The following is a 24679-nucleotide window of genomic DNA, read 5'->3' as shown; positions in this document are numbered from 1 at the left end:
CCGGATCAGCTGCTTCCCTGACGCCGCAGACGAAGCGCCTGCAGCACGTAGTCGGCGCCGGTCACCACGGTGACCACCAGCGCGCCACCCATCAGGATTACCCCGACAATCTCGGCTGATTCCGGGACAGGCCACAGATACCAGGCAATCGCGGCGGTCTGCAGGCCGGTCTTGAGCTTGCCGCCGCGGGAGGCGGGAATGATGCCGTACCGGATGACCCAGAACCGCAGAGCCGTCACGCCCCACTCGCGGATCAGGATCACGATCGTGACCCACCAGGGCAGATGGTCGTACGCCGAGAGCAGCACGAGCGCCGTACCGGTGAGGGCCTTGTCCGCGATCGGGTCGGCCACCTTGCCGAACGAGGTGACGAGCGACCACCGGCGGGCGATCCAGCCGTCCACGAAGTCGGTCGCCGAGGCCACGCAGAACGCCAGGCAGGCCGCGATCCGCCAGTCCGGGTCGGTCATGCCGGAGGCGACGACGAGGGCGAGGAACACGGGGATGAGCACGATCCGGACCACAGTCAGCGCGTTGGCCGCGTTGTAGAGCGACACCACGCGGGGTGCGGGCACCGGAGCCGGCTCGTTGGTCATGTTGCGGGCACCGTGGCGGCTGAGATCATCTCCACCGGCACCGCGATCAGGTCGACACCCTCGGTCCCGGTGACCGTCGCGCGAATCAGGTCGCCGGGGCGCAGCGCGGTCAGGTCGACACCGTGCTCACCGGCGACGAGCGTGGTGGAGCCGTCGACCTCGGGGGCCTGGTGCTCGGCGCGGCCCTCGATCTCGTCGCCGTCGATCGTGTCGACGAGCACCTCGACGGTGGTGCCGAGCCGATCCTCGGCGCGCTGGGCGCAGAGCTCCTCGGCCAGAGCGACGACCCGGTCGTACCGCCGCTTCACGGTGCCCTCGCTGAGCTTGCCGGTCATGCCGGCCGCCTCGGTGCCGTCCTCGTCGCTGTAGTCGAAGACGCCGATGGCGTCGAGCCGGGCCTCGGTGAGGAAGCGCATCAGCTCGTCCACGTCCTGCTTGGTCTCGCCGGGGAAGCCGACGATGAAGTTGCTGCGGGCGCCGGCCCAGGGCGCCAGTCTCCGGGCCGAGTCCAGCAGCTCGAGGAAGCGCTCGGTGGAGCCGAACCGGCGCATCCGGCGCAGCACCGGCTCGCTGGAGTGCTGGAACGACAGGTCGTAGTAGGCGGCGACACCGGGCGTGGTGGCGATCGCCTCGACCAGGCCGGGGCGGGTCTCGGCCGGTTGGAGGTAACTGGCGCGCACCCGGACGATGCCGTTGACACGGGCGAGCTGCGGCAGCAGCTTCTCCAGCAGCCGCGGGTCACCCAGATCCTTGCCGTACGACGTGCTGTTCTCGCTGACCAGCACCAGCTCGCGCACGCCGGACTTGGCCAGCCATTCCGCCTCGGCGAGCAGCTCCTGCGGGTCGCGGGAGACGAACGAGCCGCGGAACGCCGGGATCGCGCAGAACGCGCAGCGGCGGTCGCAGCCGCTGGCGAGTTTCAGCGACGCCACCGGGCCGCTGTCGAGCCGGCGGCGCAGCACCTTCCGCAGGTGTGCGGGGGTGTGCTCGTCGACGGTCGCGTGACCGGGCACCACCACCTTGGCGGTGTGCCGCTCGACCGGGGTGATCGGGAGCAGCTCGCGGCGGTCGCGCGGGGTGTGCGCGGCGAAGGACTCGCCGGCCAGCACGCCGTCGAGCCGGGCCGCGATGTCGGTGTAGTCGTCGAAGCCGAGCACCGCGTTCGCCTCGGGGAGGTTGTCGGCGAGCTCCTTGCCGTACCGCTCGGCCATGCAGCCAGCGGCGACCACCTTGGCACCGGTGTCGGCGGCCGCGAGCAGGGTGTCGATCGAGTCCTGCTTGGCTTTCTCGACGAAGCCGCAGGTGTTGACCACCACCACGTCGGCGCCCTCAGCGTCCGTACCGACCTCCCATCCACCGGCGTCGAGACGGGCGGCGAGCTCTTCGGAGTCGACCTCGTTACGGGCGCAGCCCAGAGTGAGGAGTGCGACACGGCGGGTGGGTGGCGTTACTGACACCCGACAAGGTTACCGGGCGCCCGCCGAGTCACCTTCCCCCGCTCGGACCGGTTGTCCGCCGGGCCGAAACACTCACGTTGCAATAAAGCAGTATGTTGCTCGCTGTCGAGCACGTTGCGCTATTCGGGGGAGTATGCGCGTGAAGCACCCCATCTCACGCATCCAGGCACGTATTTCAGCCGTTCTGCCGGAGGTCCTGTTGGCCTCCGGCCTGCTCGGCGTCGCGGTGCTGGTCCGCTACCTCGGCTGGGGGATGGTGGCGGGCGACTACCGCATCTACCTCGAGCCGTGGAGCCGGTTCATCGCCGAGCACGGGATGTTCTCCGCGCTGCGGTTCGGCTTCGCCGACTACAACGTGCCCTATCTGTACGTGCTGACCGGCTTCACCTGGCTGGACGCGCACACCCCGATTCCCCTGATGACGTGGATCAAGGGCTTCTCGGCGGTGTTCGACGCCGTCCTGGCCTATTACGTCGCCCGGCTCGTCGCGCTGCGCGGCCGGAATTGGCGGATGCCGCTGCTCGCCGGCCTGACCGTGCTGGTGCTACCGACCGTGGTGCTGAACGGCGCGTACTGGGCGCAGTGCGACAGCATCTACGCCGCGTTCTCGGTGGCCGGCCTCTACCACCTGATCCGGCAGCGGCCGTGGATCGGTAGCGTACTGATCGGGGTGGCGCTGGCGCTGAAGCTCCAGACCATCTTCATCTTCCCGGTCCTGCTCGTCCTGCTGCTGGGCCGCCGCATGCCGTGGCGCAGCCTGATCGCGTTCCCGGCGGTCTACGTCCTGCTCGCGGTGCCGGCCTGGCTCGCCGGCCGGCCGTTCGCCGACCTGATGATGATCTACGCCAACCAGACGAAGACCTACCCGAGCCTGACCCTGAACGCCCCGACGATCTACGCGTTCATCACACCGAGGTCGCCCGCGCTGCTCGAGACGGCCCGCTCCGCCGGAATCCTCTTCGCGATCGCCGCGGTACTGATCCTCACCTATCTGATCACCGTGCGACGGCTGAGGCTCAGCAACGAGCGCCTCGTGCTGCTGGCGGCCACCTCGAGCATGCTGGTGCCGTTCCTGCTGCCGGGCATGCACGAGCGCTACTTCATCCTGGCCGAGGTGCTGACCGTGGCCGCGGCGTTCTGGCTGCCGCGCGCGCTGTGGTTCGTACCGATCCTGGTGCAGGCCGCCTCGATGGTCACCTATCTGAACTACCTGATGTCGGCCCAGCCGAGCCCGGTCGACCTGCGGATCCTCGCACTGCTGATGCTCGGTGCGCTGGTCGCCACCGGAGCCCGGCTGCTGCGGCCGGACCCGGCGCCGCTCACCGCGACGATCCCGGCACCGGCGCTCGGCCACCTGCCGGGTGCCCAGCGTTCACCCGAGTCCGGCACGGCGGTCATCGCGGGCCGGTAGGTTCTCCGCTTCGTGTCGGTGATTCGGAGCCGGGTGGCGAGCCCGGAGACGTTGCTGCTGGTGGCGCTCGTCGCTGTCGGCGCGGCGGTGAGGTATGTCGGCTTTCCCACGGTGAGCCCGGACTACGCGAGCTTCATCCGGCCGTGGGGGCAGTTCATCGCCTCGCACGGCGGTTTCGAGGCGGTGGGCGAGAACTTCGCCAACTACAACGTGCCGTACCTCTATCTGCTGGCCGGGCTGGTCTGGCTCGACCAGCACCTGCCGGGCACGCTGCTGCCACTGGTCAAGCTGCTCTCGGTCGGGTTCGACGTGATGCTCGCCTACTACGCCGCCCGGATCGTCGCCCTGCGCAACCGCGACTGGCGGCTCGCGGCACTCGCCGGGCTCGTGGTGCTGCTGCTGCCGACAGTGGTGCTGAACGGCGCGTACTGGGCGCAGTGCGACAGCATCTACGCCGCGTTCGTGATGGCGGGCCTCTATCACCTGCTGCGCGACCGGCCGTGGCTCGCCATGGCGCTGGTCGGGGTGGCCTTCTCGTTCAAGCTGCAAACCGTCTTCGTCTTCCCGGTGCTGATGGTGCTGGTGCTGGCCGGGCGGCTGCGGTGGTACCAGCTGTCCGCCATCCCCGCGGTGTACGTCCTTCTCGCCGTGCCCGCGTGGCTCGCCGGGCGCCCGTTCGGCGACCTGATGCTGATCTACTCCGAGCAGAGCGGGCAGTACCAGAGCCTGACGCTGAACGCGCCGACCGTCTACACGTTCGTCAAGGCCGCGCCGGTCATGCTCGCGACCCTGCGTACCGCCGGCACGCTGCTCGCCGTCGCCGCCGTGCTGGTGCTCGCCTACACCGTGCTGATCCGCCGGGTACGCCTCGACAGCCCCGGCATCCTGCTGCTGGCCGCCACCTCGGCCATCCTCGTGCCGTTCCTGCTGCCCGGCATGCACGAGCGCTACTTCATCCTCGCCGAGACCCTCACCGTGGTGGCGGCGTTCTGGCTGCCGCGGCGGATGTGGTTCGTACCGATCCTGGTGCAGTTTGCGTCGTTCCTGAGTTACGCCGCCTACCTCTTCAAGGCCGGCTCCGGCGCCGTCGACCTGCGAATCCTGGCCCTGCTGATGTTCACCGCACTCATCGCCTCGATCGCGGTCCTGCTGCGGCACAACGCCCCCGATCCCGAGCCCGAGCGTCTAGCACCAACACCTGTTAGTCATACGATTGCCGGGTGACTTCGGAGAACCTGGACGACCTGGCGGCGGTGGCCGCGCTCACTGACGGGGTACGACGGTCGGCCTACCAGACAGTGGCCGGCCACCACGGCATTCCGGTCGGGCGGGACGAGGTGGCCGAGACGCTCGGCATCGGCCGCACGCTCGCCGCCTTCCACCTCGACAAACTGGTGGACGCGGGACTGCTCGAGGTGTCGTACGCCCGCCGTTCCGGCCGGACCGGCCCCGGCGCCGGCCGTCCCGCCAAGCTCTACCACCTCGCCGCCGGCGAGCACGCGGTGAGCGTGCCACCGCGCGCCTATCGCGCCGCCGCCGAGCTGCTGGCCGAGGCCCTGGAGCTCAGCGCCGCCGACGAGACCCTCAACAGGGTGGCGGGTTCGCACGGCAGGAGGGCCGGCGCGGGGCACGACGACGTCACCGGCCTGCTCACCGAGCACGGTTACGCACCGGCCGCCGACCCTGGGACACCGGATCGGATCGAGCTGCGCAACTGCCCGTTCCACCGGCTCGCCGAGCAGTTCCCGCCGCTGATCTGCGGGATGAACCTGGCCATGATCAGCGGCCTGCTGGAGGGAGCGGGCCTGGAGTGGACCGCCCGGATGGACGCCGCATCCGGCCGCTGCTGCGTCACGCTCTCTAAAAATAAAACTGATTGACTTTAGATGGGTGGGCTGGTGAGCTGAAAGCATGACCGACTTCCACCTGGCCCAGATCAACACCGCACGGCTCCGAGCCCCGCTGGAAGATCCGGCCATGGCCGATTTCGTCGTCGGCGTCACCACGATGAACGAGCTGGCCGACCGCTCACCCGGCTTCGTCTGGCGGCTCGTCGGGGAGAGCGGGGACGGCACCATCCAGGCACCGGCCGACCCCAGGACGATCTTCACGCTGTCGGTGTGGGAGTCCGTCGAGCACCTCCGGGCGTACGCCTACCAGAGCGAACACCTCGACTTCCTGCGCCGCCGCCGGGAGTGGTTCCTGCCCCACGAGCACACCACCTCACTCGCGATGTGGTGGATCCCCGCGGGCCGGCGCCCCACCATGCGGCAGGGCATCTCCCGCCTGGGACGGCTCGCCGCGAACGGCCCGTCCCCGGACGCGTTCACCTTCCGCCAGACGTTCAGTCCACCCGCAGCGCCGCGAGCGCCTCTTCCAGTTCGTCCGGCTTGACCAGCACGTCCCGGGCCTTGGAGCCCTCGGACGGCCCGACGATCCCGCGCGTCTCCATCAGGTCCATCAGGCGGCCCGCCTTGGCGAAACCGACCCGCAGCTTGCGCTGGAGCATCGAGGTCGACCCGAACTGACTGGTGACGACCAGCTCGATGGCCTGGATCAGCACCGCCAGATCGTCGCCGATCTCCTCGTCGATCTCTTTCTTCTTGCTGACCGGCACCTCGGTGACGTCCTGGCGGAACTCCGGCTCGCGCTGGCCCTTGCAGAACTCGACGACCGCGGCGATCTCTTTCTCCTCGACCCAGGCGCCCTGGATCCGGACCGGCTTCGAGGCACCCATCGGCAGGAAGAGGCCGTCGCCGCGGCCGAGCAGCTTCTCCGCGCCCGGCTGGTCCAGGATGACCCGGCTGTCGGCCAGGCTCGACGTCGCGAAGGCGAGCCGGGACGGCACGTTGGCCTTGATCAGGCCGGTCACCACGTCGACCGACGGCCGCTGGGTGGCCAGCACCAGGTGGATGCCGGCGGCCCGGGCCAGCTGGGTGATCCGGACGACCGAGTCCTCGACGTCGCGCGGCGCGACCATCATCAGGTCGGCCAGCTCGTCGATGATCACCAGCAGGTACGGGTACGGCTTCATCTCCCGCTCGCTGCCCGGCGGCGCCTTGATCTCGCCGCTGCGGACCTTGCGGTTGAAGTCGTCGAGGTGGCGCACCCCGTTGGCGGCGAGGTCGTCATACCGCATGTCCATCTCACGAACCACCCACTCCAGGGCGTCCGCGGCCTTCTTCGGGTTCGTGATGATCGGCGTGACGAGGTGCGGGATGCCCTCGTAAGCCGTCATCTCCACCCGTTTCGGGTCGACGAGCAATAGGCGTACCTCATCGGGGGTTGCCCTGGTCAGGAGCGAGACGAGAAGCGAGTTGAGGCAGGAGCTCTTACCCGCGCCGGTGGCACCGGCGATCAGGATGTGCGGCATCTTGGCCAGGTTGGCCACGACGAACCCGCCCTCGATGTCCTTGCCGAGCGCGACAACCATCGGGTGGTGGTCGGCGGTGGCCGCCCGGGAGCGCAGCACGTCACCGAGCGAGACGTTCTCCGGGTCGGTGTTCGGGATCTCCACACCGACCGCGCTCTTGCCCGGGATCGGGCTCAGGATGCGCACGTCCGGCGACTTCACCGCGTAGGCGATGTTGCGGGAGAGCTGGGTGATCCGCTCCACCTTGACGCCCGAGCCGACCTCCACCTCGTAACGCGTGACTGTCGGGCCGCGCGTGAAGCCGGTGACCACCGCGTCGACGTTGAACTGGTCGAAGACACCGGTGAGCGCTGCCATGATCTCGTCGTTGGCGCGGCTGCGGGCCTTCGCCGGCGCGCCGGTGGCCAGCAGGTTCGGCGGCGGCAACCGATAGTCGCCGGCCACCGCGGAGATCTCCAGCTGCTCGGCACGGGTCGGCGGCGGCGAGTGGTCCGGCGGCTTCGGCTTCTTCCGGCTCGCCGGAACCTTGGGCAGGGCGATCGTGTCGTGGAGGATCAGTTCCTCGTCGAAGTCGTCCGGGGGCTCGATCGGCGGGTCCTGCGCGGGATCGGCCAACGCGGCCTGCCTGCGCCGGGCCGGCCGGCGCGACTTCGCCGGCGTCTCCTCGGACTCGTCACCCTCCGGCAGAACCGCTGCCGGCGCGCGCCGCGGTGTCCGCCCGCTCACCACATCGAGCAGCAGGAGCACCCGCTCCGGGACCTTGGCGATCGGCGTCGCGGTGATGACCAGGAGACCGAAGACGAAGAGCAGGACCAGCAGGGGTACGGCGACCCAGGGCGTGACCGCTCGTTCCAGCACCCCGCCGATCCCGTAACCGAGCAGGCCGCCCGCCTCGTCCATGGCGATACCGTCGACCGGCTGCCCGGAGATGTGCAGCAGGGCCGCGGTGGCCACGACGATCGCCGACCAGCCGACCAGGTGGCGCCCGCCGTGCTCGGGATCGGCCGGTTCCCGCATCAGGCGGACCGAGCCGTAGAAGAGCAGCAGCGGCAGCAGCACCGCCAGGCTGCCCAGGAAGAGCCGGATCGTGTCACCGAGCCACTGACCCACCGGCCCGGCACCGCGGCCCCAGAGCGCGACCGCGACCAGGATGGCGAAACCGAGAACGAGCAGGCCCGCGCCGTCGCGGCGGTGCTCGGGCCCGATGTTGCGGGCGGTCGCCGCCTGCCGGCCGGCGCCACGGGCGACCCAGCCGACGCTTCCGGCCAGGCCCATCCAGAGCGCGCCGACGCCACGGCCCAGCCCGGTCGCGAGCGTCGCGCCCGCGGTGCTGCGCTTGCGCACGGGAGCTCGCCGCGTCGCGGTCTTGCGCGCGGCCGGTTTCCGCGCCGGTTGACGGGCGCGGTTGACTGCGGCACCGCGCGACGTGGACGCGGCGCGGCCCCGGCTCGCCGGAGGAGTACGGCCCGCCATGGATGTCACCGTAGCCCGGCGAGCCCGATCCACCGAGAAGGCGCACCGTGACAGCTTCTCGCTTTCCGGGCAATTACCATCGACAGGTGCTACCTCTCAGCAACGACATGATCAAGGCATCGCTGGACGCGAAGGGCTTCTCGTACTTCGTCGATGCCGACGGTGACGTCGCCGGCAACTTCCAGGGCAACCTCATCTACTTCTTCCGGCTCGGCGAGCGGCAGGAGATCCTCCAGGTCCGCGCCATGATGCAGCACGTCTTCTCGGTCGACGAGATCCCGCGGCTGTACGAGTTCTGCAACACCTGGAACCGGGATCAGCTCTGGCCCAAGGCGTACGTGCACGTCACCGACGACGGCTCGGCGGTCGTGGTCGGCGAGGTGACCTGTGACTGGGAACGCGGCGTCACGCCGGAGCAGCTGGACCAGGTGATGCTCTGCGGCATCGCGACCGGGTGCCGGCTGGGTGAGGCGCTCGGCGAGCTGAAGTCGCCGCCTCCTCCCGCATGAGAATCGGGGCCCGCACTCTGACGAGTGCGGGCCCCGATCCATGCCGGGCCTCGGTCACCTGGCCGGGCTAAGGCCTCCGCGCCCGGCTAAAGGCGTCCGGGTGGCTTCCACACCCGAACGCCCCTGGCCACCGCTAGGAGACGTTGAAACCCAGCGAGTAGGCACCGGTGCCCGAGGTGGCCACCACGACGTACCGGTAGGTGCCGGCGCGCCCGGTGAAGCTCAGGGTCTTGTCACCCTCACCGGTGGCGCGCTCGACCGTACGGAACGAGCCGCGGTTGTTCATCCGCTGAAGCACCAGGTCGAAGTCGGCACCGTCCGGAGCGTCCAGGCACGCGGTGTGCGTACCGGCACGGGCGCGGTAGGCCCCGTTGTCCGGCTGAGCCTGCGCCGAGCCGGCCCGCGAGATCTCGTTCTCACGCTGCACCGGGAGGCTGTCGCAGGCCGAAGCCTCGCCACCCTCCTCGCCGCCCTCTTCGGCCGGAGGTGCGCTCTCCGCCGGAGGTGCGCTCTCGGCGGGCGGCTCAGCCGCACCGCCGGTGGTCACCAGCGTCAGGTTCTGCGCCGCCAGGACCTCGTTGAGCGGCTGGAAGAACGTCTCGCCGCCGACCGTGCAGTCACCCGAACCACCCGAGGTCATGCCCTGGGCCTGGTCACCGGAGAGCCACGGCCCGCCGGAGTCACCGCCCTCGGCACACACGTCGGTACGCGTGAGCCCGGTGACCGCACCCTCCGGGTACCGCACCGTCTGGTTCTTCGCGAGGATCGTGCCGCAGAAGGTACCGGTGGTGGAGCCGGAGCGGCAGACCGCGGCACCGACCGGCGCCTCGGTGTTGCCGGCGACCGGCAGCTCGTTGCCCTCGAAGTCGTTGACCACCGCACGCGGGGTCCAGTCGCCGTTCACCGCGACGAAGCCCATGTCGGCCTCACCCGGGAAGACGGAGAACTCCACGGTGCCCTGGGCCTGGTTGTTGAACCCGGTCGTCTGGGCGCCCTCCTCGCCGCAGTGACCGGCCGTGACGAAGCCGCCCTCCACCGAGAAGCCGATCGAGCAACGGGCCTGCCCGCCACCGATGTTGATGAAGTACGGGTCAGCGCCGCGCACGTCGAAGAGCGGCTTCGGCTGCGCCTTGCTGATCTTCACGGTGACGGCGTTGTCCGAGACCCCGCTGTTCTCCGCCCACTCCAGCGCGGCCGACTTCGCACCGGGCTGCGCGACCACGACGACCTTGTTGGTGGTCGGATCCACGAACCAGCCGGTCACGGCGTCCGGGCTGGACTTCGCGTCGTCCAGCTTCGTCTTCGCCGCGTCGAGTTGCGCCTCGCTGCGCTTGACCAGCACCGGCACGGCGCCGGCGGCCTTGACCTCGGCTGCCGCGTCCGAGTCGGTCACCGCGACCTTCAGGGTCGTGCCGTCCTCGGCGAGCCAGGCGCCACCGAATTTCGCGCCGGTCTGCACGGCCAGCGTCGCCGAGACCCCGCCGGCCCATTCGGCCCGGGAGAGCCTGGCACGCGCCTGGTCACCATCGAGGCCCAGGTCGCGTTTCATCGCCGCGAGCAACTGCGGGGAAACGTCCCCACCCTTGCCGGCGGCTGCGGATGACGGCTTGTCCGACTCGGTGCCGGCGAGCGACGGCAGCGTGAACGCCACCGCCGCTCCGGTCGCCGCCAATACCGCCGCCGCTACGGCGATCGGTCTGCGCTGCATCTGGAGAACTCCCTCCGCCACGGGTGCCGTGGGGGCGGCACCGGTGACAGGAAGTACGCAGCAGATCCCCAGATGGTTGAAAAATACGTCAAACTTCCACGACGGTGGGCACGATCATCGGCCGGCGGCGGTACGCGTCGTTCACCCAGCGGCCGACCGTACGGCGGACGACCTGCTGCAACTGGTGCGTATCGGTGATGCCGTCCTCGGCGGAACGATGCAGCGCCGCGGTGAGCAACGGCACCACGGGGTTGAACGCCTCCGGGTCCTCGGAGAAGCCCTTCGCCGAGATGACCGGTTCGCCGACCACCTTGCCGGTGACCGAGTCGATCACCACGGTCGCGGCGATGAAGCCACCGTCGCCCAGTATCCTGCGCTCGGTGAGGAGCGACTCGCTGACGTCGCCGACGGCGAGGCCGTCCACGTACACATACCGGCTCTTGACCCGGCCCACGACGCGGGCGTGGCCCTCGACCAGGTCGACCACGTCACCGTCCTCGCAGAGCACCACCCGGTCGGCGGCCACCCCGGACTCGATGCCGAGCTGGGCGTGGGCACGCAGGTGGCGCCACTCGCCGTGCACCGGCATCAGGTTGCTGGGGCGCGTCACGTTGAGCAGATAGAGCAGCTCACCGGCCGGCGCGTGCCCGGAGACGTGCACCTTCGCCGTCTCCTTGTGGATGACCGTGGCACCCGCCCGGGAGAGCTGGTTGATCACCCGGTAGACCGAGGTCTCGTTGCCCGGCACCAGCGAACTCGCCAGCACCACGGTGTCGCCGGTGGCGATCGTGATGTGCCGGTGGTCGCCGGTGGACATCCGCCCGAGGGCGCTCATCGGCTCGCCCTGCGAACCCGTCGACATGAAGACGATCTCGTCGGGCGGCAGGTGGGTGGCCTCGTCCAGGCCGACCAGCAGGCCCTCCGGGATACGCAGCAGGCCCAGGTCACGGGCGATGCCCATGTTGCGGACCATCGAGCGGCCGATCAGGGCGACCTTCCGGTCGTACTCCCAGGCGGCGTCCATCACCTGCTGGACGCGGTGCACGTGCGAGGCGAAGCTGGCCACGATGATCCGGCCGCGCGCCTTGCCGAAGATCGAGCTGAGCACCGGGCCGATGTCGCGCTCCGGTGTGACGAAACCGGGAACCTCGGCGTTCGTCGAGTCGGAGAGCAGCAGATCGACGCCCTCGGCACCGAGCCGGGCGAAACCGGCCAGGTCGGTGATCCGCCCGTCCAGCGGCACCTGGTCCATCTTGAAGTCACCGGTGTGCAGCACCAGGCCCGCCGGCGTGCGCACGGCGACCGCGAGGGCGTCCGGGATCGAGTGGTTCACCGCGAAGAACTCGCACTCGAACGGGCCGAGCCGCTCGGTCTGGCCCTCCCGGACCGTCAACGTGTACGGGTCCAGGCGGCGCTCGGCGAGTTTCGCCTCGACCAGCGCCAGGGTGAACTCCGAGCCGACGAGCGGGATGTCCGGCTTGTGGGCCAGCAGATAGGGGACCGCACCGATGTGGTCCTCGTGGCCGTGGGTCAGCACGATCGCCTGGATGTCCTGCAGGCGCTCCAGGATCGGAGCGAAATCCGGCAGGATCAGGTCGACACCCGGCTGCTCGACGTCGGGGAACAACACCCCGCAGTCGACAACCAGCAGCTTCCCGTCGAACTCGAAGACCGTCATGTTGCGGCCGATGGCGCCGAGGCCGCCGAGCGGGACGACGCGCAGGGCGCCCTCCGGCAGTGGCGGCGGTGGACCCAGCTCCACGTGAGCGTGACTCATTCGCCTCTTCCTGTCAGAGCACGATGCCGGCCGCGGCGGCGTCCTGGCGCAATTGGTTCATTTCCTCGTCACCGGCGTCGACAAGCGGCGACCGGACCGGCCCGGCGGGCAGGCCGAGAGCCTTGAGACCCGCCTTCACCAGCATCGTCCCCGGGGAGCGGAAGATGCCGGTGAACAACGGCAACGCTGTGCGGTGCGCGGCCAGCGCGGCGGCCGTGTCGCCCCGCTCATATGCCTCGATCATGTCCTTGGCGAGGGCACCGGTGAAATGCGTCGACGTGCCGACCAGGCCGGAACCGCCGATGGAGAGCAGCGGCAGCGTGGCGGCGTCGTCGCCGGAGTAATAGGCGAGAGGGGTGCGGGCGAGCACCCAGGAGCTGGCGATCAGGTCACCCTTGGCGTCCTTGACCGCCACGATCCGCTCGTGCTCGGCGATCCGGCACATAGTCTCGGTGGCGATGGCCGTCCCGGCGCGGTGCGGAATGTCATAGACCATGATCGGCAGCCCGCTCGCGTCGGCGATGGCCCGGAAGTGACGCTCGACACCGGCCTGCGGCGGCTTGTTGTAATACGGCGTGACGACCAGCAGACCGTGCGCACCCGCCTTCTCGGCGGCGTTGGCCAGCTCGACGGTGTGTGCGGTGTTGTTCGTCCCGACGCCGGCCACGATCTTGGCGCGATCACCGACCGCCTCCACCACGGCCCGCAGAAGGCTTTCCTTCTCCGCGTCGGTCGTGGTCGGAGACTCCCCCGTGGTGCCACTGATCACGAGAGCGTCGTTGCGCTGCTCGTCGACGAGGTGAGCGGCGAGCCGGGCCGCGCCCTCGAGATCCAGGGAACCGTCGGCGGTGAACGGGGTCACCATGGCGGTCAGCAGCCGTCCGAACGGCCGCGGGTCGTGCGTCATACCTGACAACCTATCGGACGCTCCGGTCACACGTAGAAAGCGGTGAACGGCGCCCATGGCAGGTTACGCAGGATGCTCCAGACGGCCCACACCGCCATGAATGTGATCATGACGGCCGGACTGATCGACAGCTGCGGCACCTTCCACCGGAACAGCGTCCGCCCGGCCCACGCGACATACATGTAGATCAGGAACGGCACCGCGAACACGAACATCAGGTGGTGACGGGCGGCCGCGGGCACGTTGGCGTGCAACAGGTACCAGGCGGCGCGGGTGCCACCGCACCCCGGGCACACGAACCCGGTCGTGAACTTCACGATGCAGCTCGGCTCGTCACCGGCCGCCGCCTGGACCGGGTCGCTGACCAGCGTGTAGCCCGCCGCGGCGCCCATGCAGGCCAGCACCGCGACCGGGGCGAACCAGAACGGGGTGCGGGCGGCGACGCGGGTGACGAAGCGGGTCAGGCGGTCCTGCTGCGCATAGGCGATCCACTCCGGCGGCACGGCCGGGCCCTGAATCGGCTGGTCCGCCAGCCAGGGCGGGAGCTCACCCCAGGTGCCGGACTGGCTCGCGGGAGTGGCGGTGCTCATGGCCGCCACGGTACACCGAGGGCTCTCCCCCTCAGCGCCTCCGCGGCGTCACCCCGCACTCGCTCTCCGCTTGTGCGGCGCGCTTGCGGCCCCCGCTTGCGCCCGGTCACCCCGCACTCGCTCTCCGCTTGTGCGGCGCGCTTGCGGCCCCCGCTTGCGCCCGGTCACCCCGCTCTCGCTTTCAGCGCCGCGGTCAGCGGCCCGGCGAAGTCGCCCCGGTCAGGTGCCGCCACCGACTCCAGGCCCAGCCAGCCGGCCAGCCGGACCAGCTCGGCGGCCAGCGCCTCAGCCGTCTCGTCCTGGTCGGCGACCGGCTCGATCCACGCGGCCGGAACCTGCAGCACACCCGTCCTGCGCTCGGCCTTCAGATCAACCCGGGCGGCGAACCGCTCACCGAGCAGGAAGGGCAGCACGTAATAGCCGTAGAGCCGCTTGGGCCGCGGCACGTAGATCTCGATCCGATAGGTCATGTCGAAGAGCCGCTCGGTGCGCGCCCGCTCCCAGATCAGCGGGTCGAACGGGCTCACCAGCGTCGCCACGTCCACCCGGCGGGGCAGCCGGGCCCCGTGGTGCAGGTAGGCGGGCGCCTTCCAGCCCGCGACCGTCACCGGGCGCAGCACACCGGCCTCGGCCAGCTCGGCGATCGCGGTGCGGCACTCGCGCACCGGCAACCGGAAATAGTCACGCAGCTCCGGCTCGGCGGCCACCCCGAGGGCCTGGGCGGAGAGCTCGACCAGGGCGCGGAACGCCTCCTCGGGCTCCGGCGTGGGCGCGTCGAGGACGGCTGACGGCAGGACCCGCTCGGGCATGTCGTAGCGCCGGGCGAACGAACTGGTCCGCTCGGCGGCGGTCACCTGACCGGTGTAGAACAGCCACTCCAGCGCCTGCTTGACAACCGACCAGTTCCACCCCCAGTTGTCCCTGGTCCGCGGCGCGTCGTGCTCGATCTCGGCGGCGGTGATCGGGCCCCGCTCGCGCACCTCGTCGAGCACCCAGGACACCAGCTCCGGCTGCTCGGCGACGATCTGCCGCATGTTGCCCCAGGCCAGGTCGTGCGCACGGGCCATCCGCCAGCGAAAGAGCGGCTGCAGCTCGGCCCGGATCAGCGAGGCCTCGTGCCCCCAGAACTCGAACAGCTCCCGGGGACGGCGATAGGCCGCCCGCTCCAGCAGACCGGCCGGATAGGGGCCGAGCCTGCTGTAGAGCGGCATGAAGTGGGCGCGCTGCAACACGTTCACCGAGTCCATCTGGATCAGGTGCAGACGGCGCAGCACACGGCGCAGGTGACGCAGATCGGTGGCACCGCCCGGTTTCGGGTCGGTGAAACCCTGGGCCGCCAGGGTGATCCGGCGGGCCTGGGAGACGGAGAGTGCATCGGGAACAGCCATCGTGAAAACAGGCTAGGTCAGGGGTATGACAAAGTTGCCGCCATGGCTCTCGGCTTCGTCCGTCCCGCGCGTCCCGACGACGCACCGGAGATCGCTCGCATCCAGCTCTCCACCTGGCGCACCGCGTATCGCCGGATGTTCCCCGCTCACGTGTTGGCCAACCTGGACGAGTCGTACCTCGCCCGCGGCTGGACCGAGGCCATCACCGAGGCGCCGTCCGCCCGGCACCGGGTGCTGATCGCCGTCGAACAGGCCGAGAACAGCAAACAGGTGGTCGGCTTCGCCGCCTCCGGCCCCGCCGACGAGCAGGCCCTCGCCCCCGAGGAGTCCGCGCTGCCCGACGACGTCGCCGCCGTCACCGACCTGCTCATCGAACCCCGCTGGGGCCGGCGTGGCCACGGCAGCCGGCTGCTCGCCGCCGCCGTCGACAACTGGCGCGACGACGGCTTCCGCACCGCGGTGGCCTGGGTCTACGACGCCGACACCGTCATGCGCAAGTTCCTCGGTTCGACCGGCTGGGAACCGGACGGCGCCGGACGCGCCCTGGACGTCGACGACCTGCTCGTACCCCAGCTGCGCCTGCACGTGGCGCTGGACGGAGAATAGAGAACGTGACGAATACCCAGCCGACGTTCGTCTACGACGGCGACTGCTCCTTCTGCACCAGCTGCGCCCAGTTCATCGAGCGCCGCATACCCACCCGGGCCACCGTGATCCCCTGGCAGTTCGCCGACCTGGGTGCGCTCGGCCTCACCGTCGAACAGTGCGAGGCCGCGGTCCAGTGGGTCGGCCTCGACGGCACGACAGCCGCCGGCCCCGACGCGATCGCCCTGCTGCTGCGCGACGCCGGCCGCTTCTGGTCCCTCGCCGGGGGCACCCTCGGCCTGAGCCCGGTCCGCGCCGCGGCATGGCCGGCCTACCAGTGGGTCGCCGACCATCGCCACCTCATGCCGGGCGGCACCGCGGCCTGCGCGGTCCCCCAGAACCGCCGCCCCGCCCCGGCGACGGAGTCCTGACCGGCTTTCCCCGGCCACTGCGCGGGCACGCCAGGACGCCCTCGCACGCGGTCACGGCGGCGCCTAGGTGGCGGATCGGTCGTGCGGCGGCGCCTGCGTAGCGGGTTCCGGAGCAGGGCCCACAACACGGCGGCGCAGGCGAATCTTCTCCAACGGCAGGAAAGCCGCCATAGCCACCAAATGCGGCGCGAACGAGATCGTGATCGTCGCGAACGTCGCCAGGTGGAAGGCGTAGAAGAACGCCACCACACGCGCCCGCCACCGCTCCGGAACCACGAAGATCAGCGGGCTGAGCAGCTCGAACGCGATGATCCCGAGCTGCGAGACGATCAGCAGGCCGGGCACCGACGCGATCAGATCAGCCAGCTCGGTACCGCGGCGGATGATCGCCTGGGCGAGGACCCCGCTGGTCACCCACTCCACACCACCGAAGCGAAGTTTCGCGATCGCCGCGAGGAAATAGGTGCAAGTCACCGCGATCTGGGTGACCCGCAGCGCCCAGCCCCCCGACTCGGTGAGCGCGGGATCGCGATGCCGGGCGCGTCCGACCGTGGGAAGGACCGCGAGGGCCACGAGGAGCCCGACCCGGTCGTGATCGACCTTGCCGTAGCTCATCGCGATGATCATCCACTCGAAGTAGAGCAGGAAGACCGGCCAGCCGAGCAGCCGTGGCGCACGGCCGCTCGCCGCGGCCAGGGAGAGCACCAGCAGTGCCCAGAAGATGCCGTGCACCAGCAGCGGAGTGGGCGTCGGCAGGGGCAGGAGACGGCCGATCAGCAGTGGCTCGTACAGATCTCCCGGGGTGTTGGCGTGCGACCGCACCCAGGGGGTGAAAACGACCAGGTCAAGGGCGACAAAAAGATAGACGAGCGTACGGAACGCGGCGATCCGGCCTCTCGGAACCGGCTCGAAGAACCAGCGACTGATCATGGCCGGGTCCAATCGGCGACGATCTCGTCGTACGAGGTGCCGGTGGGCCGGGCGTCCTTGATGCCGTGCCAGCGGATCACGATGCGGACCTCACGCAGGACCGGGGCGCCGGGTGTGTGTTCGGCGTAGGCGTCGGCGATGCGACTCAGGCGGGACGGGTCCTGCTCGTACGCCTGCTGTTGTCCCTCGATCTCAGCCCGCCGGATGCCGCTGTTGGCCTCGGTGATGGCCACCACCTGCCCGGTTTCGTCGACGCCCTCGACGCGGGTGTCCTTGGCCGCGCCGTTCGGGTCCGGTGACGTGGAGTACATCCGGAAGGGCCCGAACGGGAAGTGGTCGTCCTGGCCGAACAGGGTCCCGGCAACCAGCAGCAGCAGTCCCGCCAGGGTGGCCAGGAGCCGCACCCGCCGGCCGCGCGTCGTCAGATCGGTCACCGCGACAAGATAGCCGGGTCAGTCCAGCAGCGGGTCGAGGCCGATGGTCAGGCCCGGGCGCTTGATCACGTTGCGGACGGCGAGCAGGACACCCGGCATGAACGACGAGCGGTCCAGCGAGTCGTGCCGGATGGTCAGCGTCTCACCGAGGGTGCCGAACAGCACCTCCTGGTGCGCGACGAGACCCGCGGCGCGGACCGAGTGGATCCGCACGCCGTCGATCTCGGTGCCGCGCGCGCCGAGCTGCTCCTCCTTGGTGGCGTCCGGCATCGGGCCGCAACCGGCCTCGGCACGGGCCTCGGCGATCACCTTGGCGGTGTGCATCGACGTGCCGCTCGGCGCGTCGAGCTTGCGCGGGTGATGCTGCTCGATGATCTCGACCGACTCGAAGTAGCGGGCGGCCCGGGCGGCGAACTGCATCATCAGCACCGCGCCGATGCCGAAATTCGGTGCGATCAGCACGCCGGCGCCGGGCTTGGCCGCGAGCCAGGCACGGACCTGCTCGAGCCGGTCCTCGGTGAAGCCGGACGTGCCGACGACGACGTGGATGCCCTGCTCGATCGCCCACCGCAGGTTGTCCATCACCACGTCGGGGCTGGTGAAGTCGACAAGGACCTGAGCGCCCGCGTCGGAGGCGTTGAAGATCCAGTCACCCTGATCGATCATGGCGACCAGGGTGAGGTCGTCAGCGGCGTCGACCGCCTTGCAGACCTCCAGGCCCATCCGGCCCCGGGCTCCGAGGACGCCGACTCGAACAGGTTCAGGCAGGTCAGTCACACCGTCAATTTAACGTACGGCGACGCGCCTCCCACCACCGCTCCGCGAGCCCGACGACCACGAAGACCACGCCCACGTACGCCCAGCCGACCAGCACGTCGATCACCCAGTGCTCGGCCGTGTAGACCAGGGTGAAGGTCATCGACAGCGGGTACGCGAAGAGCAGCGGCCACCACCGCCGCCGCACCTTCGGCAGGAAGAAGACGACGGCCATGAAGGCGAACGCGGTGTGCAGCGACGGCATCGCGGCGACCGGGTTCGCCGCCTCCACCTGGAGCGCGTTGAGGGTGTTGCCGGCGCCGTGCAGGCCGATCGCGTCCCACCCCTTGGTGGAGATCCGGGTCGCCTCGATCAGCGCACCGTGCTGGGGCTCCGCCGCCCACCACGGCGGGGCCGCCGGGTAGAGGAAGTAGGTGATCAGGCCGAACACGCAGAGCACGAACCAGCGGCGCATGAACCGGGCCCACTGGTACCGGGACCGCATCCAGAGGATCACGGCGATGGTCGGCAGGGTCAGGAAGTGCGAGAAGTAGACGATCGAGACGACCACCTCCCACCACTGGACCACGCCGGGCTGCCAGAGGTGCTCCTGGAGCCACTGCGTCGGGGTGAGGTCGCCGGTGAACCACCCGAACATCCACTTGTCGAAGGCGATCAGCTCGGTGACATGCGGCGCGAACAGCTTGTCGGCGTAGCCCCGGGAGATGTTGTAGATGAACAGCAGCAGGCAGATCGGCAGCCAGTCACGCAGGAACCGCAGGTGGGTCTGCCATGGCTCGTGGTTGCGCCACGCGATGGTCGCCAGCCACAGCCAGCCGAAGGCGATCAGTGGGTCGCTCGTCGGTACGCCCACGAAGTACACCCCGACGGCGAAGACCGCCGCCCAGATCAGCATCCCGATGATCCGCCGCTTCCGGAGCTCCGGTGGTGGCGGGGTTGCGGGGGTCTCGGGCGGGGTCTCCAGCGTCGTCACGGGGTCCAAGGGTAACTACGGGTGCAACTCGGACTCGTCGAACGGTCCCACCACGGCGAGCGAACGCTCCCCCGACAGGAGTTCGGCGGCGACCGCGTCGACCTCCTCGACGGTGATCGCGTCCACCCGGGCGAGCAACTCGTCGACGCCCATCAGGTCGCCGTGCAGCAGTTCCGACTTGGCGAGGCGGCTCATACGCGAGCCGGTGTCCTCCAGGCCGAGCACGTACGAGCCCTTGACCATGCCCTTGCCGCGGGCCAGCTCCTCGGCGGTGATGCCGTGCTGTGCCACCCGATCGAGTTCGGTGCGGATCAGGTCGAGCACCTCGGCCGCCTTCGCCGGTGCGCAGCCGGCGTAGACGCCGACCAGGCCGGAGTCCGCGTACTGGCCGGCGTACGAGTAGACCGAGTACGCCAGGCCGCGCTTCTCCCGGATCTCCTGGAACAGCCGGCTCGACATGCCGCCGCCGAGCACGTTGTTGAGCACGCCCAGGGCGAACCGGCGCTGGTCGTGGCGGCCGAGACCGGGACCGCCGAGCACGATGTGCGCCTGCTCGGTGTCGCGGTGCAGCACGACGTTGCGGGGCTTCTGGATGCGTACGCGCTTGTCGCTCGCACGGGTCTCGGCGGGCGCGGCCGGCGCGGTGTCCAGCGGGGTGCCGCCGAGCGCCTTGCGGACGAGCCGGACGACAGTGGCGTGGTCGAGGTTGCCCGCCGCGGCGATCACGATCTGGGGCGGTGTGTAGCGCCGCCGGTAGAAGCCGTGGATCTGGTTGCGGGTCATCGGGGCGATCGACTCGGGCGTACCGGAGATCAGCCTGCCGAGCGGATGGTTGCCGTAGAGCGCCTCGGCGAAGACGTCGTGCACCTCGTCACCGGGCTCGTCCTCGTGCATGGCGATCTCTTCGAGGATCACGCCCCGCTCGGTCTCCACGTCGGCCGGGTCGAGGATCGAGTCGGCGACCGCGTCCACGAGCACGTCCACCGCGAGCGGCAGGTCGGCGTCGAGCACCCGCGCGTAGTAGCAGGTGTACTCCTTCGTGGTGAAGGCGTTCGTCTCACCGCCGACGGCCTCGATCGCCGCGGAGATCTCCAGGGCGGTCCGTTTCGGGGTGCCCTTGAAGAGCAGGTGCTCAAGGAAGTGCGAGGCACCGTGCAGGGCTGGTGTCTCGTCACGGGAGCCGATGCCCACCCAGATCCCGAGCGAGGCGCTGCGGGTGGTGGGGATGGACTCGGTGATGATGCGCAGACCGTTCGGAAGGACCGTTTTGCGTACGCCGTCTTTGAGGGTCTTGGTGACAACGCGGGCCGGCCTTTCGGCCGGCCCGCGGTTGCTGTTCGCTGTCACTTAGTCGCGACGCTCGCCCGCAGGCCGCGACCGGCGCCGCCGGGGCTCGCCACCCTCGCCACGCGGGGCACCCTCGCCACGGGGACCACCCTCGCCACGGGGACCACGGTCCTCGCGGGGTGCCCGCTCGGGACGCCCGCCCTCGCCGGCAGCGGCGGCCGGCTCGGCCGGAGCCTCCGCGCCCTCGGGACGGACCTTGTCGAGGTAGATCTTGCCGCGGGCGTCGATGTCCGCGATGGACACCTCGACCTTGTCGCCGACGTTGAGGAAGTCCTCGACCTTGTCGACCCGCTTGCCGTCGCCCACCTTGGAGATGTGCAGCAGGCCGTCGCGGCCCGGCAGCAGCGAGATGAAGGCGCCGAACGCGGCGGTCTTCACCACGGTGCCGAGGAACTTGTCGCCGGCCTTCGGCATGGTCGGGTTGGCGATCGCGTTGATCCGCTCGACCGCGGCCTCGGCGGCCGGGCCGTTCGTCGCGCCGACGTAGATCGTGCCGTCGTCCTCGATGGAGATGTCGGCGCCGGTCTCGTCCTGGATCGCGTTGATGGTCTGGCCCTTGGGGCCGATCACCATGCCGATCTTGTCGACCGGGATCTTCACCGTGGTGACGCGAGGTGCGTACTCGCTCATCTCGGCCGGGGCCTCGATGGCGGCGGTCATCACGCTGAGGATCGTGGCGCGGGCCTCGTGTGCCTGCTGCAGAGCGCCGGCCAGCACGTCCGACGGGATGCCGTCGAGCTTGGTGTCCAGCTGCAGGGCGGTGACGAACTCGCTGGTGCCGGCGACCTTGAAGTCCATGTCGCCGAACGCGTCCTCGGCGCCGAGGATGTCGGTCAGCGCCACATACTCCGTCTTGCCGTCGACCTCGTCCGAGATCAGGCCCATCGCGATGCCGGCGACCGGGGCCTTCAGCGGCACACCCGCGGAGAGCAGGGCCAGCGTCGAGGCGCAGACCGAGCCCATCGAGGTGGAGCCGTTCGAGCTGAGAGCCTCAGAGACCTGACGGATCGCGTACGGGAACTCCTCACGCGACGGCAGGACAGGCACCAGGGCCCGCTCCGCCAGCGCGCCGTGGCCGATCTCGCGGCGCTTCGGCGAACCCACCCGGCCGGTCTCACCGGTCGAGTACGGCGGGAAGTTGTAGTTGTGCATGTAGCGCTTGGTCTTCTCGGGGGCGAGAGTGTCCAGCGACTGCTCGAGACGCAGCATGTTCAGCGTGGTGACGCCCAGGATCTGGGTCTCGCCCCGCTCGAACAGCGCCGAGCCGTGCACCCGCGGCAGCACGCCGACCTGGGCGCTCAGCGGGCGGATGTCACGCGGGCCACGGCCGTCGATGCGGATCTGCTCGCGCAGCACGCGGGCACGCACCTCGGACTTGGTCACCGAGCGGAACGCCGCGCTGATCTCCTTCTCGCGGCCCTCGAACTGGGCGTCGAGAAGCTCGTGCGCCTTGGCCTTGATCCGGTCCAGGGCCTCCTCACGCTCCGCCTTGCCGGCGATGGTGAGCGCCTCGGCGGTCTCACCGCGAACGGCTTCGACCACTGCGGAGTAGACGTCGTCCTGGTAATCCAGGAAGACCGGGAACTCGGCGACCGGCTTCGCGGCGACCTCGGCCAGCTCGCTCTGCGCGCGGCACAGCTCGCGGATCGCCGGCTTGGCGGCCTCCAGGCCGCTGGCGACGATCTCCTCGGTCGGGGCGACGGCACCGGCCGAGATCAGCTTGATCGCGTGCGGGGTGGCCTCGGCCTCGACCATCATGATCGCGACATCGCCGTCCGGCAGCGTCCGGCCGGCGACCACCATGTCGAAGGTGGCCCGCTCGAGCTCCTCGAGGGTCGGGAACGCGACCCACTGGCCCTCGACGTGCGCGACACGGGTCGAGCCGACCGGTCCGCTGAACGGCAGGCCGGAGAGCTTCGTCGACATGGAGGCCGCGTTCATGGCGACGACGTCGTACGGGTGGGAGGGGTCGAGCGCGAGGATGGTCTCGACGACCTGGACCTCGTTGCGCAGGCCCTTGGTGAACGACGGGCGCAGCGGCCGGTCGATCAGGCGGCAGGTGAGGATGGCGTCCTCGCTGGGACGGCCCTCACGCCGGAAGAACGAGCCGGGGATACGACCCGCGGCATACATCCGCTCCTCGACGTCGACGGTCAGCGGGAAGAAGTCGAAGTGGTCCTTCGGCTGCTTGCCGGCCGTCGTCGCGGAGAGGACGGTGGTGTCGCCCAGCTGGACGATCACCGAACCGGCGGCCTGCTGCGCGAGGCGGCCGGTGGAGAACTTGATCTCGCGGGTGCCGAACGACCCGTTGTCGATGACGGCGGTGCGGGATTCGTTGCCGAGAGCGTTGTTCTGCTCTGTCATGAAGTGCGGTACTCCTTCGTCGAGGACCCGGCGGTCTACAGCGCGGTTCAGAAGGCCGGTCTTCGATCGAAGTACCCAGGAGAAGTGTGCCTGGGAACCACTACCGAGGACCGGTGCTGACGGAGTGACCCGCGCGGGTCCGTGGGGTGTTGAGCCGAGGGAGCGGCCGGAGCCGCCCCCTCAGGGCGTGCTATCGACGCAGGCCGAGGCGCTCGATGAGCGTCCGGTAGCGGGCGATGTCCTTCTTGTGAACGTAGTTGAGCAGGCGGCGGCGCTGACCCACCAGCAGCAGCAGACCACGACGGCTGTGGTGGTCGTGCTTGTGCACCTTGAGGTGCTCGGTGAGGTCGGCGATCCGCTTGGTGAGCATCGCGACCTGAACCTCGGGCGAACCGGTGTCGCCGTCCTTGGTCGCGTACTCGCCCATGATCTTGTTTTTGGTCTCTTGATCGAGCGCCATGTTCTCCGGACTTCTGTGTTGCCGATTCAAACGATTCCCCGCACCCGCGGCGTCGGGCAGGCAGGCGGGGCCGGTGTCGGGACAACCCAACGACGGTTAAACCCTATCAGGGCGTCACCGGAGCAACACCCGGGTCTCTTCGACGTCCGCCCGGATCTGAGCGATCAACGGATCGATGGCGTCGTATTTGCGCTGCTCGCGGATGTGCGCGACGAAGTCGAGGCTGACGCGCTCGCCGTACAGGTCGCCGGAGAAATCGAGCACATAGGCCTCCACCCGCCGCTCCCGCCCGGAGAAGGTGGGATTGGTGCCGATCGACACGCTGGCCGGGAGCCGGACACCGTTCTCACCGCCGCGGGTGATCCAGGCGGCATAGATGCCGTCGGCGGGAACGGCCGCGTACCGGTGCACCATCAGGTTGGCGGTGGGGAAACCCAGCTCGCGCCCACGCTGATCACCGCGGACGACCACACCGGCCAGGCGGTGCGGCCTGCCGAGTGCGGCGGCCGCGGCACGCACGTCCCCGGCGTCGACACAACTGCGGATGTACGTGGAGGAGAACACCAATCCGTTCTCGGATACCAACGGAGCATCCTCGACGGTGAATCCGAACTTCTGCCCGAGCGTCTCCAGCAGAGCCACATCGCCGGCCGCCCGGTGCCCGAACCGGAAGTTGTCGCCGACCACGACGACCGCCGTGTGCAGCGCCTCGACCAGCACGTCATGAACGAACTCGTTCGGCGTCTGCTGCGAGAACGCCGGGGTGAACGGCACCACACAGAGCGCGTCGACGCCCAGCTCCTCGATCAGCTCGGCCTTGCGCATCGGCTCGGTGAGCACCGCCGGGTGCGAACCGGGGCGGACCACCTCGGCCGGATGCGGGTCGAACGTCATCACCACCGACTGGAGACCCAGGTCACGGGCCCGCTTCACGGCGTGACCGATGATTGCCTGGTGCCCGCGGTGCACGCCGTCGAAGACACCGATCGTCACGACCGACCGGCCCCAACCACCGGGGACCGACTCGTACCCCCGCCACCGCTGCATCGAACGCCCCTCCACTGAGCTACCGGGCCCTAGCGTATCGACCGCCCGGGCGGGCCGCGCGTCCCCCGCGCCACCCCCGAGCGGCCGCGCGTCCTCCCACGTCACGCCTGCGGCTGCCGGGCGCGCGGCTTCACCCGGCTTG

The 24679-nt window shown here is 69.9% G+C and carries 23 protein-coding genes; 7 read left to right on the top strand and 16 right to left on the bottom strand.

The genetic code is table 11. The annotated features are described in order from the left end of the window. Positions 1–5: 5 nt before the first annotated feature. Together pgsA and rimO are read right to left on the bottom strand one after the other, a co-directional pair. Complete coding sequence (gene pgsA, locus ACFQV6_RS00445; RefSeq protein WP_378025245.1) at positions 6–596, bottom strand: CDP-diacylglycerol--glycerol-3-phosphate 3-phosphatidyltransferase; 591 nt, start codon at positions 594–596, stop codon at positions 6–8. Further along, positions 593–2053: a 30S ribosomal protein S12 methylthiotransferase RimO gene (rimO, locus tag ACFQV6_RS00440; protein ID WP_378025244.1), complete on the bottom strand. Its 1461-nt coding sequence runs from the start codon at positions 2051–2053 to the stop codon at positions 593–595. The genes pgsA and rimO overlap by 4 nt, the downstream gene beginning before the upstream one ends. Before the next feature lie 139 nt (positions 2054–2192). Here rimO and ACFQV6_RS00435 point away from each other — a divergent pair, with 139 nt between their 5' ends. From ACFQV6_RS00435 to ACFQV6_RS00420, 4 genes are read left to right on the top strand one after another with little or no spacing between them, the layout of a single operon-like run. Then, positions 2193–3464 (top strand): glycosyltransferase 87 family protein, encoded by a 1272-nt coding sequence (locus ACFQV6_RS00435; protein ID WP_378025243.1) that lies wholly within the window; start codon positions 2193–2195, stop codon positions 3462–3464. Between the two features lie 12 nt (positions 3465–3476). After that, positions 3477–4688 (top strand): hypothetical protein, encoded by a 1212-nt coding sequence (locus ACFQV6_RS00430; RefSeq protein ID WP_378025242.1) that lies wholly within the window; start codon positions 3477–3479, stop codon positions 4686–4688. Continuing rightward, positions 4685–5344, top strand: coding sequence for a helix-turn-helix transcriptional regulator (locus ACFQV6_RS00425; protein WP_378025241.1), 660 nt, complete (start codon positions 4685–4687; stop codon positions 5342–5344). Before ACFQV6_RS00430 ends, ACFQV6_RS00425 begins: the two co-directional genes overlap by 4 nt. Positions 5345–5375: 31 nt before the next feature. Next, entirely contained in the window at positions 5376–5858 is a 483-nt protein-coding gene (locus ACFQV6_RS00420; RefSeq protein ID WP_378025240.1) for a DUF3291 domain-containing protein, read from the top strand. Here ACFQV6_RS00420 and ACFQV6_RS00415 read toward each other — a convergent pair. Continuing rightward, on the bottom strand, positions 5809–8310 hold the full coding sequence (locus tag ACFQV6_RS00415) for a DNA translocase FtsK (protein WP_378025239.1): 2502 nt from the start codon (positions 8308–8310) through the stop codon (positions 5809–5811). The genes ACFQV6_RS00420 and ACFQV6_RS00415 overlap by 50 nt on opposite strands. 86 nt (positions 8311–8396) lie before the next feature. On the opposite strand from ACFQV6_RS00415, the gene ACFQV6_RS00410 reads away from it, so the two are divergent. Further along, positions 8397–8819, top strand: a complete 423-nt coding sequence (locus tag ACFQV6_RS00410) for a YbjN domain-containing protein (protein WP_378025238.1) — start codon at positions 8397–8399, stop codon at positions 8817–8819. Positions 8820–8952: 133 nt separating this feature from the next. Here the strand turns inward: ACFQV6_RS00410 and ACFQV6_RS00405 are convergent, their stop codons facing one another. The 5 genes from ACFQV6_RS00405 to ACFQV6_RS00385 all read right to left on the bottom strand — a co-directional run bounded on the left by ACFQV6_RS00405 (position 8953) and on the right by ACFQV6_RS00385 (position 15189). Beyond that, positions 8953–10527: a S1 family peptidase gene (locus ACFQV6_RS00405; protein ID WP_378025237.1), complete on the bottom strand. Its 1575-nt coding sequence runs from the start codon at positions 10525–10527 to the stop codon at positions 8953–8955. Between the two features lie 88 nt (positions 10528–10615). Next, the gene (locus ACFQV6_RS00400; protein WP_378025236.1) at positions 10616–12304 is read right to left on the bottom strand and encodes a ribonuclease J; all 1689 of its coding nucleotides are present in this window, start codon (positions 12302–12304) and stop codon (positions 10616–10618) included. Positions 12305–12317: 13 nt separating this feature from the next. After that, entirely contained in the window at positions 12318–13211 is an 894-nt protein-coding gene (dapA, locus tag ACFQV6_RS00395) for a 4-hydroxy-tetrahydrodipicolinate synthase (protein ID WP_378025235.1), read from the bottom strand. 26 nt (positions 13212–13237) lie between these two features. After that, entirely contained in the window at positions 13238–13801 is a 564-nt protein-coding gene (locus ACFQV6_RS00390; RefSeq protein ID WP_378025234.1) for a DUF2752 domain-containing protein, read from the bottom strand. A gap of 164 nt (positions 13802–13965) precedes the next feature. Further along, positions 13966–15189: a winged helix-turn-helix domain-containing protein gene (locus ACFQV6_RS00385; RefSeq protein ID WP_378025233.1), complete on the bottom strand. Its 1224-nt coding sequence runs from the start codon at positions 15187–15189 to the stop codon at positions 13966–13968. 42 nt (positions 15190–15231) lie between these two features. On the opposite strand from ACFQV6_RS00385, the gene ACFQV6_RS00380 reads away from it, so the two are divergent. Both ACFQV6_RS00380 and ACFQV6_RS00375 read left to right on the top strand, forming a co-directional pair. Further along, complete coding sequence (locus ACFQV6_RS00380) at positions 15232–15795, top strand: GNAT family N-acetyltransferase (RefSeq protein WP_378025232.1); 564 nt, start codon at positions 15232–15234, stop codon at positions 15793–15795. After that, entirely contained in the window at positions 15792–16205 is a 414-nt protein-coding gene (locus ACFQV6_RS00375) for a thiol-disulfide oxidoreductase DCC family protein (RefSeq protein WP_378025749.1), read from the top strand. The genes ACFQV6_RS00380 and ACFQV6_RS00375 overlap by 4 nt, the downstream gene beginning before the upstream one ends. A 63-nt stretch (positions 16206–16268) precedes the next feature. Here the strand turns inward: ACFQV6_RS00375 and ACFQV6_RS00370 are convergent, their stop codons facing one another. The 8 genes from ACFQV6_RS00370 to ACFQV6_RS00335 all read right to left on the bottom strand — a co-directional run bounded on the left by ACFQV6_RS00370 (position 16269) and on the right by ACFQV6_RS00335 (position 24537). Next, complete coding sequence (locus tag ACFQV6_RS00370) at positions 16269–17135, bottom strand: MFS transporter permease (RefSeq protein WP_378025231.1); 867 nt, start codon at positions 17133–17135, stop codon at positions 16269–16271. Further along, complete coding sequence (locus ACFQV6_RS00365) at positions 17132–17569, bottom strand: hypothetical protein (protein ID WP_378025230.1); 438 nt, start codon at positions 17567–17569, stop codon at positions 17132–17134. Before ACFQV6_RS00365 ends, ACFQV6_RS00370 begins: the two co-directional genes overlap by 4 nt. An 18-nt stretch (positions 17570–17587) precedes the next feature. Continuing rightward, positions 17588–18346, bottom strand: coding sequence for a 4-hydroxy-tetrahydrodipicolinate reductase (gene dapB / locus ACFQV6_RS00360; RefSeq protein WP_378025229.1), 759 nt, complete (start codon positions 18344–18346; stop codon positions 17588–17590). 4 nt (positions 18347–18350) lie between these two features. Next, positions 18351–19241, bottom strand: a complete 891-nt coding sequence (locus ACFQV6_RS00355) for a phosphatase PAP2 family protein (protein WP_378025748.1) — start codon at positions 19239–19241, stop codon at positions 18351–18353. Between the two features lie 93 nt (positions 19242–19334). After that, positions 19335–20666 carry a M16 family metallopeptidase gene (locus ACFQV6_RS00350; protein WP_378025228.1) on the bottom strand — a complete coding sequence of 444 codons (1332 nt, stop codon included), beginning with the start codon at positions 20664–20666 and terminating at the stop codon, positions 19335–19337. After that, the gene (locus ACFQV6_RS00345; RefSeq protein ID WP_378025227.1) at positions 20667–23030 is read right to left on the bottom strand and encodes a polyribonucleotide nucleotidyltransferase; all 2364 of its coding nucleotides are present in this window, start codon (positions 23028–23030) and stop codon (positions 20667–20669) included. A gap of 190 nt (positions 23031–23220) precedes the next feature. Continuing rightward, a complete protein-coding gene (rpsO, locus tag ACFQV6_RS00340) occupies positions 23221–23490 on the bottom strand; it encodes a 30S ribosomal protein S15 (RefSeq protein ID WP_196411730.1) in 270 nt (89 codons plus the stop codon). Between the two features lie 114 nt (positions 23491–23604). Then, positions 23605–24537 (bottom strand): bifunctional riboflavin kinase/FAD synthetase, encoded by a 933-nt coding sequence (locus tag ACFQV6_RS00335; protein ID WP_378025226.1) that lies wholly within the window; start codon positions 24535–24537, stop codon positions 23605–23607. Positions 24538–24679 lie beyond the last annotated feature (142 nt).

The organism is Actinoplanes sp. GCM10030250 (genome assembly GCF_042666575.1).
In the GTDB taxonomy this organism is placed as follows: Bacteria; Actinomycetota; Actinomycetes; order Mycobacteriales; family Micromonosporaceae; genus Actinoplanes.
Note: the sequence above shows the minus strand (reverse complement) of the source record. Positions and strands in the feature narration are given on the sequence as shown.

Bases quoted from the DNA above. Each gene is read 5' to 3' on its own strand.
- ACFQV6_RS00385 (WP_378025233.1), bottom strand. From the start codon at position 15,189: ATGGCTGTTCCCGATGCACTCTCCGTCTCCCAGGCCCGCCGGATCACC.
- ACFQV6_RS00390 (WP_378025234.1), bottom strand. From the start codon at position 13,801: ATGAGCACCGCCACTCCCGCGAGCCAGTCCGGCACCTGGGGTGAGCTC.
- ACFQV6_RS00415 (WP_378025239.1), bottom strand. From the start codon at position 8,310: ATGGCGGGCCGTACTCCTCCGGCGAGCCGGGGCCGCGCCGCGTCCACG.
- rpsO (WP_196411730.1), bottom strand. From the start codon at position 23,490: ATGGCGCTCGATCAAGAGACCAAAAACAAGATCATGGGCGAGTACGCG.
- ACFQV6_RS00380 (WP_378025232.1), top strand. From the start codon at position 15,232: ATGGCTCTCGGCTTCGTCCGTCCCGCGCGTCCCGACGACGCACCGGAG.
- ACFQV6_RS00355 (WP_378025748.1), bottom strand. From the start codon at position 19,241: ATGCTGATCTGGGCGGCGGTCTTCGCCGTCGGGGTGTACTTCGTGGGC.
- ACFQV6_RS00420 (WP_378025240.1), top strand. From the start codon at position 5,376: ATGACCGACTTCCACCTGGCCCAGATCAACACCGCACGGCTCCGAGCC.
- pgsA (WP_378025245.1), bottom strand. From the start codon at position 596: ATGACCAACGAGCCGGCTCCGGTGCCCGCACCCCGCGTGGTGTCGCTC.
- ACFQV6_RS00400 (WP_378025236.1), bottom strand. From the start codon at position 12,304: ATGAGTCACGCTCACGTGGAGCTGGGTCCACCGCCGCCACTGCCGGAG.
- dapA (WP_378025235.1), bottom strand. From the start codon at position 13,211: ATGACGCACGACCCGCGGCCGTTCGGACGGCTGCTGACCGCCATGGTG.
- ACFQV6_RS00370 (WP_378025231.1), bottom strand. From the start codon at position 17,135: ATGATCAGTCGCTGGTTCTTCGAGCCGGTTCCGAGAGGCCGGATCGCC.
- ACFQV6_RS00405 (WP_378025237.1), bottom strand. From the start codon at position 10,527: ATGCAGCGCAGACCGATCGCCGTAGCGGCGGCGGTATTGGCGGCGACC.
- ACFQV6_RS00345 (WP_378025227.1), bottom strand. From the start codon at position 23,030: ATGACAGAGCAGAACAACGCTCTCGGCAACGAATCCCGCACCGCCGTC.
- ACFQV6_RS00335 (WP_378025226.1), bottom strand. From the start codon at position 24,537: ATGCAGCGGTGGCGGGGGTACGAGTCGGTCCCCGGTGGTTGGGGCCGG.